Source organism: Serratia nevei (assembly GCF_024160145.1).
GTDB lineage: Bacteria > Pseudomonadota > Gammaproteobacteria > Enterobacterales > Enterobacteriaceae > Serratia > Serratia nevei_A.
Map to the genome: position 1 here is coordinate 1 of NZ_JAMYWQ010000010.1, position 15,965 is coordinate 15,965.

13 protein-coding genes are annotated in these 15,965 nt (G+C 60.3%); 5 read left to right on the plus strand and 8 right to left on the minus strand.

Translation table 11 applies throughout. The annotated features are described in order from the left end of the window. Positions 1-158: 158 nt before the first annotated feature. From thyA to rppH, 4 genes are all read right to left on the minus strand, one after another. The gene (thyA, locus tag M6G53_RS09390) at positions 159-953 is read right to left on the minus strand and encodes a thymidylate synthase (protein WP_046899044.1); all 795 of its coding nucleotides are present in this window, start codon (positions 951-953) and stop codon (positions 159-161) included. A 7-nt stretch (positions 954-960) separates the two neighbouring features. Beyond that, a complete protein-coding gene (gene lgt / locus M6G53_RS09395; RefSeq protein ID WP_015378920.1) occupies positions 961-1,833 on the minus strand; it encodes a prolipoprotein diacylglyceryl transferase in 873 nt (290 codons plus the stop codon). 219 nt (positions 1,834-2,052) lie between these two features. Next, positions 2,053-4,299, minus strand: coding sequence for a phosphoenolpyruvate--protein phosphotransferase (ptsP, locus tag M6G53_RS09400; RefSeq protein WP_253330733.1), 2,247 nt, complete (start codon positions 4,297-4,299; stop codon positions 2,053-2,055). A 12-nt stretch (positions 4,300-4,311) separates the two neighbouring features. Beyond that, positions 4,312-4,842 (minus strand): RNA pyrophosphohydrolase, encoded by a 531-nt coding sequence (gene rppH, locus M6G53_RS09405; RefSeq protein ID WP_253330735.1) that lies wholly within the window; start codon positions 4,840-4,842, stop codon positions 4,312-4,314. 697 nt (positions 4,843-5,539) lie between these two features. Here rppH and mutH point away from each other — a divergent pair. The 4 genes from mutH (at position 5,540) to M6G53_RS09425 (ending at position 8,663) form a co-directional block, all read left to right on the plus strand. Then, positions 5,540-6,226 carry a DNA mismatch repair endonuclease MutH gene (mutH, locus tag M6G53_RS09410; protein WP_253330737.1) on the plus strand — a complete coding sequence of 229 codons (687 nt, stop codon included), beginning with the start codon at positions 5,540-5,542 and terminating at the stop codon, positions 6,224-6,226. A 100-nt stretch (positions 6,227-6,326) separates the two neighbouring features. Then, a complete protein-coding gene (locus M6G53_RS09415; protein ID WP_253330739.1) occupies positions 6,327-7,043 on the plus strand; it encodes a TerC family protein in 717 nt (238 codons plus the stop codon). 155 nt (positions 7,044-7,198) lie between these two features. Beyond that, positions 7,199-7,417 (plus strand): YgdI/YgdR family lipoprotein, encoded by a 219-nt coding sequence (locus tag M6G53_RS09420; RefSeq protein ID WP_038878690.1) that lies wholly within the window; start codon positions 7,199-7,201, stop codon positions 7,415-7,417. Positions 7,418-7,622: 205 nt separating this feature from the next. Next, entirely contained in the window at positions 7,623-8,663 is a 1,041-nt protein-coding gene (locus M6G53_RS09425) for an NADP(H)-dependent aldo-keto reductase (protein ID WP_253330741.1), read from the plus strand. Positions 8,664-8,698: 35 nt separating this feature from the next. Here the strand turns inward: M6G53_RS09425 and lplT are convergent, their stop codons facing one another. The 4 genes from lplT to M6G53_RS09445 all read right to left on the minus strand — a co-directional run bounded on the left by lplT (position 8,699) and on the right by M6G53_RS09445 (position 14,643). After that, a complete protein-coding gene (gene lplT / locus M6G53_RS09430; RefSeq protein WP_253330744.1) occupies positions 8,699-9,883 on the minus strand; it encodes a lysophospholipid transporter LplT in 1,185 nt (394 codons plus the stop codon). Further along, positions 9,883-12,036: a bifunctional acyl-ACP--phospholipid O-acyltransferase/long-chain-fatty-acid--ACP ligase gene (gene aas, locus M6G53_RS09435; RefSeq protein WP_253330746.1), complete on the minus strand. Its 2,154-nt coding sequence runs from the start codon at positions 12,034-12,036 to the stop codon at positions 9,883-9,885. The genes lplT and aas overlap by 1 nt, the downstream gene beginning before the upstream one ends. 162 nt (positions 12,037-12,198) lie before the next feature. Continuing rightward, entirely contained in the window at positions 12,199-12,384 is a 186-nt protein-coding gene (locus tag M6G53_RS09440; protein ID WP_253330748.1) for a hypothetical protein, read from the minus strand. Continuing rightward, on the minus strand, positions 12,385-14,643 hold the full coding sequence (locus M6G53_RS09445; protein ID WP_253330750.1) for a molybdopterin guanine dinucleotide-containing S/N-oxide reductase: 2,259 nt from the start codon (positions 14,641-14,643) through the stop codon (positions 12,385-12,387). 220 nt (positions 14,644-14,863) lie between these two features. Here M6G53_RS09445 and galR point away from each other — a divergent pair, with 220 nt between their 5' ends. Beyond that, complete coding sequence (gene galR, locus M6G53_RS09450) at positions 14,864-15,883, plus strand: HTH-type transcriptional regulator GalR (RefSeq protein WP_123892512.1); 1,020 nt, start codon at positions 14,864-14,866, stop codon at positions 15,881-15,883. The last annotated feature ends 82 nt before the right edge of the window (positions 15,884-15,965 follow it).

Below are 15,965 nucleotides of genomic sequence, written 5' to 3' on the forward strand. Positions count from 1 at the left end.
CGGTCTGCCGTTGGCTGCCAAGCCCGGCAAGGTAATACCGGACGGCATTGAGTTTGTCTTGCAGTGAATACTTCATAAAGCTGCACCTCCAAATGTCAGATGTGTCCAACATTTGGGGTGCAGTTCATCGCTGCGCCCCTGATGTGATGCGGTTAAGGTCAGATCGCGACCGGCGCCTTGATGGCCGGATGCGGATCGTAACCTTCGATCTCGAAGTCTTCGAAACGGTAATCGAACAGCGAAGCCGGTTTGCGTTTGATCACCAGTTTCGGCAACGGACGCGGTTCACGCGTCAGCTGCAGCTGAGTCTGTTCCATGTGGTTGCTGTACAGGTGGGTATCGCCGCCGGTCCAGACGAAATCGCCTACGTCCAGATCGCACTGCTGCGCCATCATGTGCACCAACAGCGCGTAACTGGCGATGTTGAACGGTAGGCCGAGGAAGACGTCGCAGGAACGCTGGTACAGCTGGCAAGAGAGCTTGCCGTCCGCCACATAGAACTGGAAGAACGCGTGGCACGGCGCCAACGCCATCTGATCCAGCTCGCCGACGTTCCAGGCGGAAACGATGATGCGGCGCGAATCCGGATCCTGCTTCAGCTGTTGGAGGACGTTGCTCAGCTGATCGATCTGGCGGCCGTCCGCGGCGCCCCAGGCGCGCCACTGTTTGCCGTACACCGGGCCGAGATCGCCGTTTTCATCGGCCCACTCGTCCCAAATGGTGACCTTGTTGTCACGCAGGTAGGCGATGTTGGTATCGCCGTTCAGGAACCATAACAGCTCATGAATGATCGAACGCAGGTGACATTTCTTGGTGGTCACCAACGGGAAACCTTCCTGCAAGTTGAAACGCATCTGGTGGCCGAAAATCGACAGCGTGCCAGTGCCGGTACGGTCGGCTTTAGGGGTGCCCTCGGCGAGCACCTTGTTCATCAAATCCAGATACTGTTTCATTTGTCCCTCACGACAGTTGTTGCTGCGGGCGACGACGGTACGCCCAAATCATCATAATAACACCGGCCACCACCATCGGGATGGACAGGATCTGCCCCATGCTGATCACGCCGTCGAACAGGCCGAGCTGCGCATCCGGCTGGCGGAACGCTTCAACGATGATGCGGAATGCGCCATAACCGATCAGGAACAGGCCCGATACGGCGCCCATCGGCCGCGGCTTGCGGATGAACAGGTTCAGAATGATAAACAGCACCACGCCTTCCAGCAGCAGTTCATACAGCTGGGACGGGTGGCGCGGCAGTACGCCGTACTGATTCAGCAGCGGCAGCAGAGAAGGATCGGCGGCGGCGAGGGCCACGTCTTCGCTGCGCGAACTTGGGAACAGCATCGCCCAAGGGGTATCGGTAGTCACGCGGCCCCACAGTTCACCGTTGATGAAGTTGCCGAGGCGGCCGGCGCCCAGGCCGAACGGAATCAGTGGCGCGATAAAATCGGAAACCTGGAAGAAGGTGCGTTTGGTGCGGCGAGCGAACCAGAACATCACCAGAATCACCCCCATCAAGCCGCCGTGGAACGACATGCCGCCATCCCAGACCTTGAACAGATAGAGCGGGTTATCCAGGAACAGCGGCAGGTTATAGAACAGCACATAGCCTACGCGGCCGCCGACGAATACGCCCAGGAAACCGGCGTAGAGCAGGTTTTCAACTTCGTCTTTGGTCCAGCCGCTGCCCGGCTTGTTGGCGCGGCGCACCGCCAGCCACATGGCAAAAACGAAGCCGACCAGGTACATCAGGCCGTACCAATGCAGAGAAACCGGGCCAATGGAGAAAATGACCGGATCAAATTTAGGAAACGCCAGATAGCTATTGCTCATCTATCACCACAACATGTCTGTTATTTTTCCCCATGCGGGGGCGGCAGGTGCCAAGCGGCGACGAAGGTTGTCCCGCCTTGCTAACGGCAGCGTTGGCCGCTGCGGTGTGCAAGGCGACGAGCATGCGCCGCGCTGAGGTTGCGCATCATAACATAGGCTTAACGCAGTCCGGTCCGGCGGAGCGGGAAAAGTTCTGTAAAAAATCACACCGCGCGGCGGCTAGCGGCCCCCGCGGATCAACCCGCCCATGCCACGCCGTTCCATGAACGCCGCCACCAGATGGCGCACTTCAGTGGTCATCTGGGTGTTCAATACCCGGCGCGCCAGCACCTCAGCGTCGGACAGTTCGATATGCCGCAGCAGGTATTTGATGCGCGCCACGCTACGGCCGTTCATGCTCAGATTGCGATACCCCATGCCCACCAGCAACAGCGCGCCCATGGGATCGCCGGCCAGCTCACCGCACAGGCCAAGCTGCAACCCGGCCGCTTTCCCCTGATCGGCGATCAATTTCAGCACCTGCAGCATCGCGGGATGCAGGCTGTCATACAGCGAGGCGACGCGAGTATTGTTGCGATCCACCGCCAGCAGGTACTGGGTCAAGTCGTTGGTACCGACCGAGATGAAATCGACGCGCCCGGCCAAATGCGGGATCAGGAAAATCATCGACGGCACCTCCAGCATCACGCCGATTTTCGGTTTCGGGATCGCATAGCCGAGCACCTCTTCCACCTCGCGTCCGGCCCGGTCAATCAGGCGTTTGGCCTCGTCGACCTCTTCCAGGCTGGTGACCATCGGCAGCAGAATACCCAGGTTGCCGGTGCCGGCGTTGGCGCGCAGCATGGCGCGCACCTGAATCAAAAAGATCTCCGGCTGATCCAGAGTGATGCGGATGCCGCGCCAGCCCAGGCAGGGGTTCTCTTCGCTGATCGGCATATAGGGCAGCTGCTTGTCAGCGCCGATGTCCAGCGTGCGCAGCGTGACCGGTTTGCTCGGGTAAAGCTGCAGCATGCCTTGATACTGCGCAACCTGCTCCTCTTCGGAGGGGAAACCGCTTTGCAACATGAACGGGATTTCGGTGCGGTACAGCCCCACGCCATCTACCCGGCCGCCCAACAGCTGTTCGTGTTCCGGGCTGAGGCCGGCGTTCAGCATCACCTGAATGCGTTCACCGCTTTTCAACTGCGCCGGCTGTTCGACGTCGTCTTCCGCCAGCTTGCTCAGCTCCAGCTCTTCGCTGATCAGCCGTTGATATTCCTGCACCAGCACTGGTTCAGGATCGACCAGCAGTTCACCGCGATAACCGTCGACGATCAGCAGCCGCTGGCTGAGCAGAGAAGGTTGGATATCGGCGCCCATCACCGTCGGCACCCCCATCGCACGCACCAGAATCGCCGCATGCGAGTTGGCGGCGCCGTCGCGCACCACCACGCCGACCAGGCGATCCTGCGGCACTTCGGCCAGCAATGTTGCGGTCAGTTCATCCGCCACCAGCACGAAACGCGCCGGCCACTGGGTGGCGCCCTGGGTGGTGTCGTCGAGGTGGAACAACAGGCGCTGGCCCAGCGCGCGCAGGTCGCTGCCGCGCTCGCGCATGTAGGTATCCTGCAGTTTGGCGAACTGCTCGGCAAAGGCCTCTATCACCTGCTTCACCGCCCACTCCGCCACCGACCCGTTGTCGATTTCAGCGAACAGTTCGCGCTTCAGGCGGGCGTCATTTAACAGGTGAGAGTAAAGATCGAAGATCGCCGCGCTCTCTTTTTGCGAGCTGGCGGAAAAACGCTTGCTGAAACGACGGAATTCCGCGCCGGCTTCTTCCAGCGCCAGCGTCAGGCGCTCGCGCTCGCTGGCGGTATCCAGCGTCGACGCGCGATAAACCTGATCGAGCGAGGGCTGGCTGCTGTCCTGCCACCCTTCCGCCACCGCCACGCCGGGCGAAGCCGCCAGCGCGCGCACGCGCGTTTGGCGATACTGGCCGAAAATGGCGTTGAGCTGCGACTGCGAAAGGATCCCGGCCATCTGCGTGGCCAGGGTCACCATAAACGACTCTTCGCTTTCGTCGAACTGACGCAGCTCGCGCTGCTGCACCACCAGCACGCCCAACAGCTGGCGCCGATGAATGATAGGTACGCCGAGGAAGGATCGGAAGCGATCCTCTTTCACCTGCGGCACATATTTGAAGCTGGGGTGGCTTTGCGCATCAGCCAGGTTGATAGGCTCGGCCCGGCGGCCGACCAACCCGACGACGCCTTCGTCAAACGCCAATGCGATAGTGCGCCCGCGCGGCTTTTTCAGCCCGCGCGTGGCCATCAGGTAGTAGCAGCGACGATCGTTGTCCGCCAGGTAGATGGAGCATACTTCGGTGTCCATCGCCAGACAGGTTTCATTGACCAGCAGATCCAGCGCATCCGTCAGACTGGCCGCCGCGGCCACCTTCTCTACAATTTCTCGCAAGCGCGTGAGCATAGTCTGCTTAACTTAACCTCTCTTTCGGCGATAAGCGGGGGCCTGCTGCCGCGGCGCCGCCTGTTCTTGCATCGGCATCACGGTCACGGCGAATTCTTTCATCACCCGGCGGTAGACGTCGCGTTTGAACGACACCACCTGGCGCACCGGATACCAGAAGCTCACCCAGCGCCAACCGTCAAACTCCGGCGTGCTGCTGCGCTGCATGTTGATATCAGCGTCATTGCACAGTAGCTGCAACAAAAACCATTTTTGCTTTTGGCCGATACAAACCGGCTTTGTGTCCCAACGCACCAAACGTTTCGGCAATTTATAGCGCAACCAGTTGCGGGTCGAAGCCAGGATACGCACATCCTTTTTACTCAGCCCCACTTCTTCGAACAGCTCACGGTACATCGCCTGCTCCGCAGTTTCGCCAGGGTTAATCCCCCCTTGGGGAAACTGCCAGGAGTGCTGACCGTAACGGCGGGCCCATAAGACCTGCCCCTGACGATTACAGATTACGATACCAACATTCGGGCGGTAGCCATCATCATCGATCACCGGACTACCTCGATAAGCTTAAATTCGCATAGATGTCCTGATTGTTTCACACAAGCTACAGGCGGTAAACCACTGCTTTACGGCGCTGCAGCGCCGGATAACATTGGGATAACTCACAGATATAGGCAAAGTTATAAACATACCCCAGCCTTTCAGACCGGTTTTATTCACTTTTTCTGTGGATAGGTGTGTGCAGAACTCGAGGGATAAGCCGGTAAAACTCTTAAACCCCAAAATCCCCCTTCACCCTAATAAATAAATATTAAATTTAAAAACAAACAGTTAAATAACACACCACCGTTATGTACAGGTCAAAAATGTGATCTATGCACGGTAAGGATCTTACCCTGGCGAAAGATCCATCAACGCCGTTTTTATCCACAGATTATCCGGGCAAGTTACGCACAAAACGGACAAATTCGTAAAAATCCGCCCGAGTCAAGGCTGTAAATTGAACCAGTGATCGGCAAAAATTTGGGTTATCCCATAAATCTGTGGATAAATAGGTGTAAGATCCTGTTTATTGTCGGTGGCTTCAGGTGAACAAGCCCTGCCAGTACATTGGCACCCGCGCAATGAAAGGAAAAAAGTCATGTAAAATCATGCTACTATTATTCTTTTCCCCAGGCGATGGCAGCTATCGTTCGCCGTGTATAATCGCAGTACGTTTTTCAACCAAATTCGACAGGCTTGATTTATGGCGTTTTTATCCCCTTTGCCGCCCCCGCCGGAAAATGAACGGCAGCTGTTTGAGCGCGCCCAGGCGCTGGCCGGCTTCCGGTTTGGCGAACTGGCCGCCCGCGCGCAGTTGCCGATCCCCAAGGATCTGAAACGCGACAAAGGTTGGGTGGGCATGCTGCTGGAGCTGTATCTCGGTGCCATGGCCGGCAGCAAACCGGAGCAGGACTTTCCCGAACTGGGCATCGAGTTGAAAACCATTCCTGTCGACGCCGTCGGTAAACCGCTGGAAACCACTTTCGTCTGCGTCGCCCCGCTCACCGGCAATAGCGGCGTCACCTGGGCCAGCAGCCACGTTCGCCACAAGTTGGCGCGCGTCTTGTGGATACCGGTAGAAGGCGAACGGCAGATCCCGCTGGCCGAACGCCGCATCGGCTCGCCGCTGCTGTGGAGCCCGAGCGCCGCAGAAGAAGAGATGCTGCGCCGCGATTGGGAAGAGTTGATGGATCTGATCGTACTCGGCCACGTAGAACGCATCACCGCGCGCCACGGCGAAGTGCTGCAGCTGCGCCCCAAAGCGGCCAACAGCAAGGCACTCACCGAAGCCATCGGCGAACAGGGGCAACCTATCATGACGCTGCCGCGCGGTTTCTATCTGAAAAAGAGTTTTACCGGCGCGCTGCTGGCAAGACATTTCTCAATCTAAGCGATTTCGTTTAACTCTGGTTTAGCTAGTCCTGTCAGCGCCACGATAAACGCGTATAATTCACGCTTTGCATTTATTAAGTATTAAGGTGTGCCGGGCAATGTTCGAATGGATTATGGATCCCAATGCCTGGTTAGCGTTAGGCACGCTAACCATTCTTGAGATCGTACTGGGTATTGATAACATCATTTTTCTGTCGCTGGTGGTGGCCAAGCTGCCCAAAGCGCAACAGAACAAAGCTCGCCGGCTCGGGTTGGCCGCTGCCATGCTGATGCGCCTGGCGCTGTTGGCCTCTATCGCCTGGGTGATCCGCCTGACGCATCCGCTGTTCAGCGTGCTGGATCACACCGTTTCCGCCCGCGATCTGATCCTGCTGCTGGGGGGCCTGTTCCTGATCTGGAAAGCCAGCAAAGAGATCCACGAAACCATCGAAGGTTCAGAAGAAGAGCACCACACCAGGGTGCACAGCTTCTTCGGCGCGATCGTGCAAATCATGCTGCTGGATATTATCTTCAGTCTTGACTCGGTGATTACCGCCGTGGGCCTTTCCGACCATCTGTTCATTATGATGGCGGCAGTAGTGATCGCCGTCGGCGTGATGATGTTCGCCGCCCGGCCGATCGGCGAGTTCGTCAACCGCCATCCGTCGGTGAAAATGCTGGCGCTGGCGTTCCTGATCCTGGTGGGCTTCACGCTGATGCTGGAAAGTTTCCAGGTGCACGTACCGAAAGGCTACATCTACTTCGCCATGTTCTTCTCGATGTCAGTAGAAGCACTCAATCTGATGCGCGGCAAGAAAAACCGCTCGCCGGAATAACCCTACCCGGAAGCCGCCATCGGCGGCTTCCATCGCTTCGTTGACCTCTCATTTCACTTTTTCTTATCAGATAAAGACTTATCTGAGACGCCCTTCGCCGAGAGTTTGCTAATCTTGAAATCACAACGTTTTCTGCATAATCGAGGATCCGCAGGATGAAAAAGTGGGTAATGGCTGTATCTGCGCTGGTGATGGTGGCCGGCCTGGCGGGATGTTCCAGCGACTACGTGATGGCGACCAAAGACGGCAACATGATCCTGACGCAAGGCAAACCGGAGATCGACAAAGATACTGGCCTCATCAGCTATAAAGACGAGAAAGGCAACCACCGCCAGATCAACGGCGATCAGGTTTCCCAGGTTATCGAACGCTAATCACCGCCCGCCGGCTATCGTTCGTTCAAGCGCGATAGCCCCATTCGTGTCCGCACGGAATCCGCTTCCCCCATCTTCACCGCTTGGTTATAGTCAGGAAAGGCGACATCGCCGCCCGACGGACTTTGCGCCGTCTTCTGACATTGGGCTCCTGTTTCACCGGGCCGCGCGGCCCGTCAGCGCTAACAAGAAAGGAAGGCCGTTAATGCAATACCACCGTATTCCCCACAGTTCTTTAGAAGTGAGCGTACTGGGACTGGGCACCATGACCTTTGGCGAACAGAACAGCGAAGCCGACGCCCATGCGCAACTGGACTATGCATTGGCCGCAGGCGTGAACCTGATAGACACCGCCGAACTGTACCCGGTGCCGCCCCGCCCGGAAACCCAGGGCCTGACCGAGAGCTATATCGGCAGTTGGATCAAGGCACGCGGCAATCGCGAAAAAATCGTCCTGGCCAGCAAAGTTTCGGGCCCGGTGCGCGGCACCGACAGCAGCATCCGCCCGCAGCAGGCGCTCGATCGCAAAAACATCCGCGCCGCGCTGGACGCCAGCCTCAAGCGGCTGAACACCGATTATCTCGATCTTTACCAATTGCACTGGCCGCAGCGCGCCACCAACTGCTTTGGCAAACTCAACTATCAATACACCGATGACAAAGCTACGGTTACGCTGCTGGAAACGCTGGAGGCGCTGACCGAGCAGGTGCGCGCCGGCAAGATTCGCTATATCGGGGTTTCCAATGAAACGCCCTGGGGCGTGATGCGCTACCTGCAGTTGGCGGAGAAACACGAGCTGCCGCGCATCGTGTCGATTCAAAACCCGTACAGCCTGCTGAACCGCAGCTTTGAGATTGGCTTGGCCGAGATCAGCCAGCACGAAGGGGTGGAACTGCTGGCCTATTCCAGCCTGGCGTTCGGTACTCTGAGCGGCAAATACCTCAACGGCGCTAAACCGGCCGGTGCGCGCAATACGCTGTTCACCCGCTTCAACCGTTATTCAGGGCAGCAAACCCAGCTGGCGATCGCCGAGTACGTGGCGCTGGCCAAAAAACACGGGCTGGACCCTTCGCAGATGGCCTTGGCCTTCGTGCGTCAACAGCCGTTCGTCGCCAGCACCCTGCTGGGCGCCACCACGCTGGAGCAGTTGAAAATCAACCTCGACAGCCTCGATGTGGTATTGGATGAGGACGTGCTGCAGGCGCTGGAAGAGATCCATACCCGGTTTACCATTCCGGCACCTTAATACAACCGGGGCGCAGCCAGGCTGCGCCCCGTTTTTTACCGCCGCTGCGACCACCACAGCGCGCTAATCGCCAGCGCAAACACCACGCCAAACCCTACGCCGACGCCCACCACCGGCACGCCCAGCTTCACCACCAGCGAATACAGCGCCAGCATCAGCAACATGGCGGCGTTTTCACCCAGGTTTTGCACCGCGATCGCATTGCCGGCGCCGACCGAATGCTTGCCCCGCTCCTGCAGCAACGCATTGAGCGGCACCACGAAGAAGCCCCCCAGCATGCCGATGATCGCCAACAAGACATAGGCATTGAGCATGGTGGTTTGCAGCGCGAACACCGCGACCGCGACGCCGATCAGGATCCCGGCCGGCATGCAGCGTTTTACCGTTTTTAGCGTGACGAAGCGCGCGGCAGCGCCGGCCCCCACCACGATACCGACGGCCACCATGGCGTTCAGCAGCGTCGGCGTGGCGTTATCGGCGATGCCGAGCGCCACCGGCACCCACAGCACCAGCAAAAAACGCAGCGTCACGCCGGCCCCCCAGAACAGGCTGGTGCCGATCAAGGAGAAACGCGTCTGCCCATCGCGCCATAGCGTGACGCAGGCAGTGAAGAAGCTGTGCGTCATGGCGCGCGGCCGCCACGATGCGCCGGGGCGCGCCGCCGCCAGACGCGGAATAGACAGGTTGGCGACCACCGCCACCGCGTAAACCAAGGCACAGGCCGCCAGCGCCGCCACCACATGCCAGTCCGCCAAAATACCGCCGGCCACCGAACCGGTCAGAATGGCGGCGATGGTCGAGGCCTCCATCAGGCCGTTAGCCTTGACCAGCTTCTCGCCGCTGGTGATCTCGCCCAGAATGCCGTATTTGGCCGGCGAATACGCTGCGGCCCCTACGCCGACCAGGCTGTAACCGAGAAACGGGTTGAACCCAAAGCAGATCACCAACGCTCCCGCCAACTTCAGGGCGTTGGCGAACATCATCACCCGCCCTTTGGCGAAGCTGTCGGCCACCTGGCCGACGAATGGCGCCAGAATGATGTAGGTGGCGACGAAGGCCATCTGCAGGATCGGCTGGCTCCAGTCCGGATACAGCTGCTGCTTGATCAACGCCAGCGTGGCGAACAGCAGCGCATTGTCGCCGAACGCCGAGAGGAACTGCGCGCTGATGACGGCAATCATGCCGCGTGACAGCAAAGGGGATTCGTTCGAAGGATTCATCAGGCACTCTCCGGCTGTTCGGCCATATGACGCAGGGTGACGAAATCAGGTTTGCCGCTGCCGAGCACCGGCAGCGTTTTCAGCAGGCGAATATCGCGCGGTACCGCCAGCTCCGGGCTGCCCAGCTCACGCGCCACCCGCAGCAATGCTTCGCGGGTGATAGCGGGATCGGTGGTGAACAGCACCAGCGCCTCGCCTTTGCTGCTGTCGCTTTTGGCCGTAGCGGCATGCAGTTTTTCCGGCGACAGCCGCTGCGCCAGCAGCTCGACGCTCTCCAGCGATACCATCTCCCCCGCCAGCTTGGCAAAACGCTTCACGCGCCCGCGAATGGTGCAGTAGCCCTGCTCATCCAGGCTGACGATATCGCCGGTGTCGTACCAGCCCGGCTGCAGCACGCCGTTCGCATCTTCCGCCGCCGGCGGCTCCAGCTCACCGGGGTGTTCAACCCGCAGATAGCCTTTCATGATATTCGGCCCCTTCAGCTGCAGGCGGCCGCCGTTATCGATACCCGGCACCGCGATCAGGCGCGCCTCCATCTGCGGCATGATGCGGCCAACGGTGCCTACTTTCGTCGCCAGCGGCACGTTAATGGAGACCACCGGCGCGCACTCGGTCACGCCATAGCCTTCCAGAATGCGGATGCCGTATTTGTCCTGGTAGATCTGTTTGGTGCTGTCCGCCAGTTTCTCCGCGCCGGCCACCACGTAGCGCAGGCGGGCAAAATCATACGGATGCGCGAAGCGCGCATAGTTGTTGAGGAAGGTCGCCGTGCCGAACAGCACCGTACAGTTGCGGTCATACACCAGCTCCGGCACCACGCGATAGTGCAGCGGGCTGGGGTAGAGGAAAATACGGCTGCCGGTGATCAGCGGCGTGAGCAGCCCCACCGTCAGGCCGAACGAATGAAACAGCGGCAGCGACGACATGAAGCGGTCGCGCGGCGTGAAGTCGGCGATGGTGCGAATTTGTTCTACGTTGGCCAGCAGGCTGGCGTGCGAATGCACCACGCCCTTGGGATGGCCTTCAGAACCGGAAGTGAACAGGATCAGCGCCGCGTCCTCCGGGCGTTGCGGCAACGCCGCACGCTGCGGCTGCAGCAAGTGCCGCAGGATCCACAGTTTGTCCGCCAGCGTGACGGTGTCTTTCAGATCTTCCAGATACACCCAGTTAGCCTGCGGCACCTGCTCCGGCAAGTGGGTCAGCTTACCCTTTTCCAGAAACTGGCGCGAGGTGACGATGGTCTTGATGCCGGCGGCGAGCATCGCGCTGTTCAGGCCGTTGGCGCCGGCGGTGTAGTTGAGCATCGCCGGGATGCGGTTACGCAGCGAAGCGCCGAAGATCGCCGCCGCGGTGATGGTAGCGTTCGGCAACAACAGCCCGACGTGTTCCCCTTCTGCGGTAAAGCGCTGCAAAATGCGGCTGACGCCCAGCGATTTCTTGATTAACGTCTGGTAACTGTCTTCTTTGAAAGCGATGTCTTCGATACAGGGCTTGCGGCGACCGTAGCGGTGCTGCGCCGCCAGCAAGGCATGGAACAGCGTCTGCGGTTCACGCGTATCCATCCGCGCCCGCATCATGATCTGCATCAGCCGATCGCCCGCCAACGCCCGGCGTTCACGCGCGCGCGGCGCTTCCGGCATCGGCAACGTGGTCGGCGGCAAGATGCGGATGCTGATTCGCGGGAACCAGCGGATCTTGAATACCCCGGCCATGCGGCCGAACGGGCTGAATTCGGGGCCGTCGATCCGCACCGGCACCACGGTGGCGCCCGATTTGGCGGCGATAAACGCCGCGCCGTCGTAGATTTTCATCAGCGCGCCGGTCACGGTGATGCGCCCTTCCGGGAACACCACGCATGGCCGCCCCTGCTCGACCATGCGCACCAGCTGCTTGATGGCCATCGGCTTGGTGGGATCGAGCGAGACGAAATCGATATAGGGCCGCAGCCAGCGCATAAACCAGCTCTCGCCGATGCTGGCGTAAACCGCAAATACCGGTTTTATCGGCAGGAACAACGCGAGCAGCACGCCGTCGAGGAAAGAGACGTGATTCGGCGTAATCAGCAGTTTTTGCCGCTCGAAGTGCTGGACGTCCCCTTCGACCCGTACCCGAAACAGCAGGCGAAACAGCGCGCGCAGCAGTGAAAAGATCATGCCCTTCTCCCTTGGCCATGGAGGCGTAAATCGTTGTAGGGAAAAGAATACTATATGGCAGGCAAAAAAAAACCTACGCATCCGCGTAGGTTGGTGCAATTGAAAATGGCTTCAACATACAGAGTATGCTGATTTCTCACCAATCAATACCTCTGGGATCACCTACTCTAGAGAGATGCCGTGCAGGAAACTACCGGCGAATCGCAAGAGTTCTGCTCCAAATGCAACCAGCTGTAAATTTCCCGCGATCTGCTGTAATAACTCAATGAAACTTAAACCTTCCCGCAGCGGCGAAAAAATAAATATGGCAACGACGGCGAGCCGGTTATCCCGACGTGAAATCGTCATTCATCGCGCGCTGACCTCCACCAGGCAGCTCATGGCGTTCGGCCCCTGCGTCAGCGGCGAGGTGCCGATATCCAGCGTCAGCACGTTCGGGTTGCCCGCCTGCTCGACCGGCCGGCGCCGCGTGTCGAAACCCGGCTCGAACCAGGCGCCGGTCGCCATCAACACCACGCCGCGCGTCACGCCGTCGGTGAGCGACGCCCCCGCCAGGCAGCTGCCGCGCGCGTTGCTGACCAGCACTTCGGCACCGTCTGCCACGCCGCGCAGCGCCGCGTCCTCCGGATGCATATACAGGGTTTCGCGCCCGGCGGTCTTATTGCCCTGCGCCAGCGGCGCCGGATCCATCTGGCTGTGCAGACGATCGCTCGGTTGGATGGAGATCAGATGCAGCGGCCAGGTTTTGGCCTGCGGCGCGCCCAGCCACTCCACCGGCGGCCGCCACTGCGGATGCGGAGCGAAATCGGCGTAGCGGTAACCGGCGATCCGCTCGCTGAACAGTTCGATCTTACCGCTGGGCGTTTGCAGCGGATTAGCCTCTGGATCGGCGCGGAACGCGTCAAAAAAGACGAACTCCTTGGCCGGCGCGGGCAGTTCGACATAGCCCCGGCGCCAAAAATCCTCAAACTCGGGCCAGGCGACGCCGGCACGCCGCTGCGCTGTGCCGCATTGCCGATAGATCTCTTCGATCCAGGCCCGTTCGTCGCGGTTTTCGGTAAAGCGCTCGCGATAACCGAGACGTTCCGCCAGATCGGCGAAGATATCGAAATCGTTGCGCGCCTGATGCTGCGGCGCAATCGCCTGATGCATCGCCAGCACGTAGCGATCGCGCGAGGAGCCGCCGATGTCGTTGCGCTCCAACGAACTGGTGACCGGCAACACGATATCCGCCATTTTGGCCGCCGCCGTCCACCAGATATCTTGTACGATCACCGTATCCGGCTTCTGCCAGCCCTCCACCAGCCGATTCAACTGTTGGTGATGATGGAACGGGTTGCCGCCGGCCCAGTGCACCAGGTGGATATCCGGGTACTGGCGCGTCTCGCCGCAAAATTGATAGGTTTCGCCGGGGTGCAGCAGCATGTCGCAGATGCGCGCCACCGGGATCGCCAGCCCGGCCGGATTCTCCCCTACCGGCAGGGTCGGCGCGGGGGTGTCCACGCGCGGGTTGCCGACGCCGTTCATCGAGCCATGGCCGAACGAGAAACCGCCGCCCGGCAGCCCGACCTGGCCCAGCATCGACGACAGCGCGATCATCATCCAATAGGGTTGCTCGCCGCGGTGCGCGCGCTGCACGGAGTAGGAACAGGTGATAAAACTGCGCACGCCGATCAGCTGCCGCGCCAGCCGCGCGATGCGCGCCGCCGGAATGCCGGTAATGGCGCTGGCCCAGGCCGGCGTTTTCGCCACACCGTCGCTCACGCCGTTCAGGTAATCCGCCAGCTGTTGATAACCCACGCAGTGGCTGTGCAGGAAGGCTTCGTCCTGCGCCCCCAGCTGCTGGATTTCGTAAGCCAGCGCCAGCATCAGCGCCACGTCGGTATTCGGCCGGATCGGGATCCACTCCGCGTTGACGAACCCAGGGCAGTCGTCGCGCATCGGGCTGATGTTGACAACCGGCGTGCCCTTTTGCGCCAGCTTTTGCAGCCAGGGCTTGAGCGCATGCTCCGCCGCGCCGCCGGAAGAGACCTGGGCGTTTTTCAGCGCCAGCCCGCCAAACGCCACAAACAGCTCGCAATGCTCCACCACGCTCGGCCAACTGGTGACGCGCCCGGTCAACGGCGAGAAAGTGCCGATCACATACGGCAGGAAAAACTGCGCCGCGCCCCAGCTGTAGTTGCCCTGCTGATCGACCCCTCCGCCGCCGCTGAAATAGAACCGCCGCACCAGCGAACGCGCATGATGCAAACGCCCGGCCGACGACCAGCCATAAGAGCCGGTAAACAGCCCGGAGGCGCCGTAGCGATCGCGCACCCGGCGATTCTCCTGCGCCACCAAATCGAGCGCCAGCTCCCAGTCCACTTCGACGAAATCTTCCCTGCCGCGCAGCGTACGGTCACTGCCCTCGCGCTTTTGCAGCCACGAGCGGCGCACCGCCGGTTTGCGGATGCGTTTGTCGGAGTAAACCATCGGTACGATGGAATCGAGCAACGGCGAAGGATCGGGATCGTCGGCAAAGGGTTCACAGCGGATAAGCCGGCCGTCTTCAACCACGGCGGTATAGGCGCCCCAATGGGCGAGCTGCGGATAGCGTTTAATGGACATGGCGTTCTCGGCGCAAATCGGAATGCACAGACGTTACCTCAGCCCGCCGCCTGAGCCAACGTACAAATTGCGCTATCGTTCGGTGGCTGACGATTATGCGCGCAGCCGCGAAAAGATTCTGCAACGGCCGCCACAAGTTGCGCACGAGACCGCTTGCAGCCCCGGTTTTTTTCCGCAAAACTGGGGGATGTAAGCGATTACCCAGGATGTGTTGATTGATATGGCTACGATAAAGGATGTTGCCAGGCTGGCGGGTGTTTCCGTGGCCACGGTATCCCGCGTGATAAACCATTCCCCCAAGGCCAGCGAAGGGTCGCGCACTGCGGTGCTGGCCGCCATGGAACAGCTGCAGTATCACCCCAACGCCAACGCAAGGGCGCTGGCGCAGCAATCCACCGAAACGCTGGGCCTGATCGTCTCCGACGTTTCCGATCCCTTCTTCGGGGCGATGGTCAAAGCGGTCGAGCAGGTGGCCTACGCCACCCATAATTTTCTGCTGATTGGCAACGGTTACCACGACGCCGAAAAAGAGCGTCAGGCGATTGAACAGCTGGTGCGTCACCGCTGCGAGGCGTTGGTGGTGCACGCCAAAAGGCTGAGCGATCAGGAGCTTTGCGGCTGGATGCAACAGATCCCGGGCATGGTGCTGATCAACCGCACACTGCCGGGTTTTGAAACGCGCTGCGTGGCGCTCGACGATCGCTACGGCGCCTGGCTGGCGACCCGTCATCTGATCCAGCAAGGGCATCAGCGCATCGCCATCATCTGCTCCACCCACCAGATTTCCGACGCCACCGATCGCCTGCAGGGCTATCTCGACGCGCTGCAGGAACACGGCATCGCGGTGGATGAAAAGCTGATCGCCTACGGCGAACCGGACGAGATCGGCGGCGAACAGGCGATGACCGAATTGCTCGGCCGCGGCCGTTCGTTCTCCGCCGTGACCTGCTACAACGATCCGATGGCCGCCGGCGCGCTGTCGGTGCTGAGCGACAACAGCGTCGACGTGCCGGGGCAAATTTCGCTGATCGGTTTCGACGACGTGCTGATTTCACGCTATTTGCGGCCGCGCCTGACCACCATTCGCTACCCGATCGTGGCGATGGCCACCCAGGCGGCGGAACTGGCCCTGGCCTTGGCCAATCGCCAACCGCTGCCGGAAATCACCAACATGTTCAGCCCGACGCTGGTGCGCCGCCACTCGGTCGCCACCCTCAACAACGCGCACGAACAGCCGTAATTCACGCCGCCGCATGGGTGAGCCGTCACCCATGCGCTCAGATTGCGCAGCCCGCCGCATTTCCCGCTTTTGAATTTTTTCC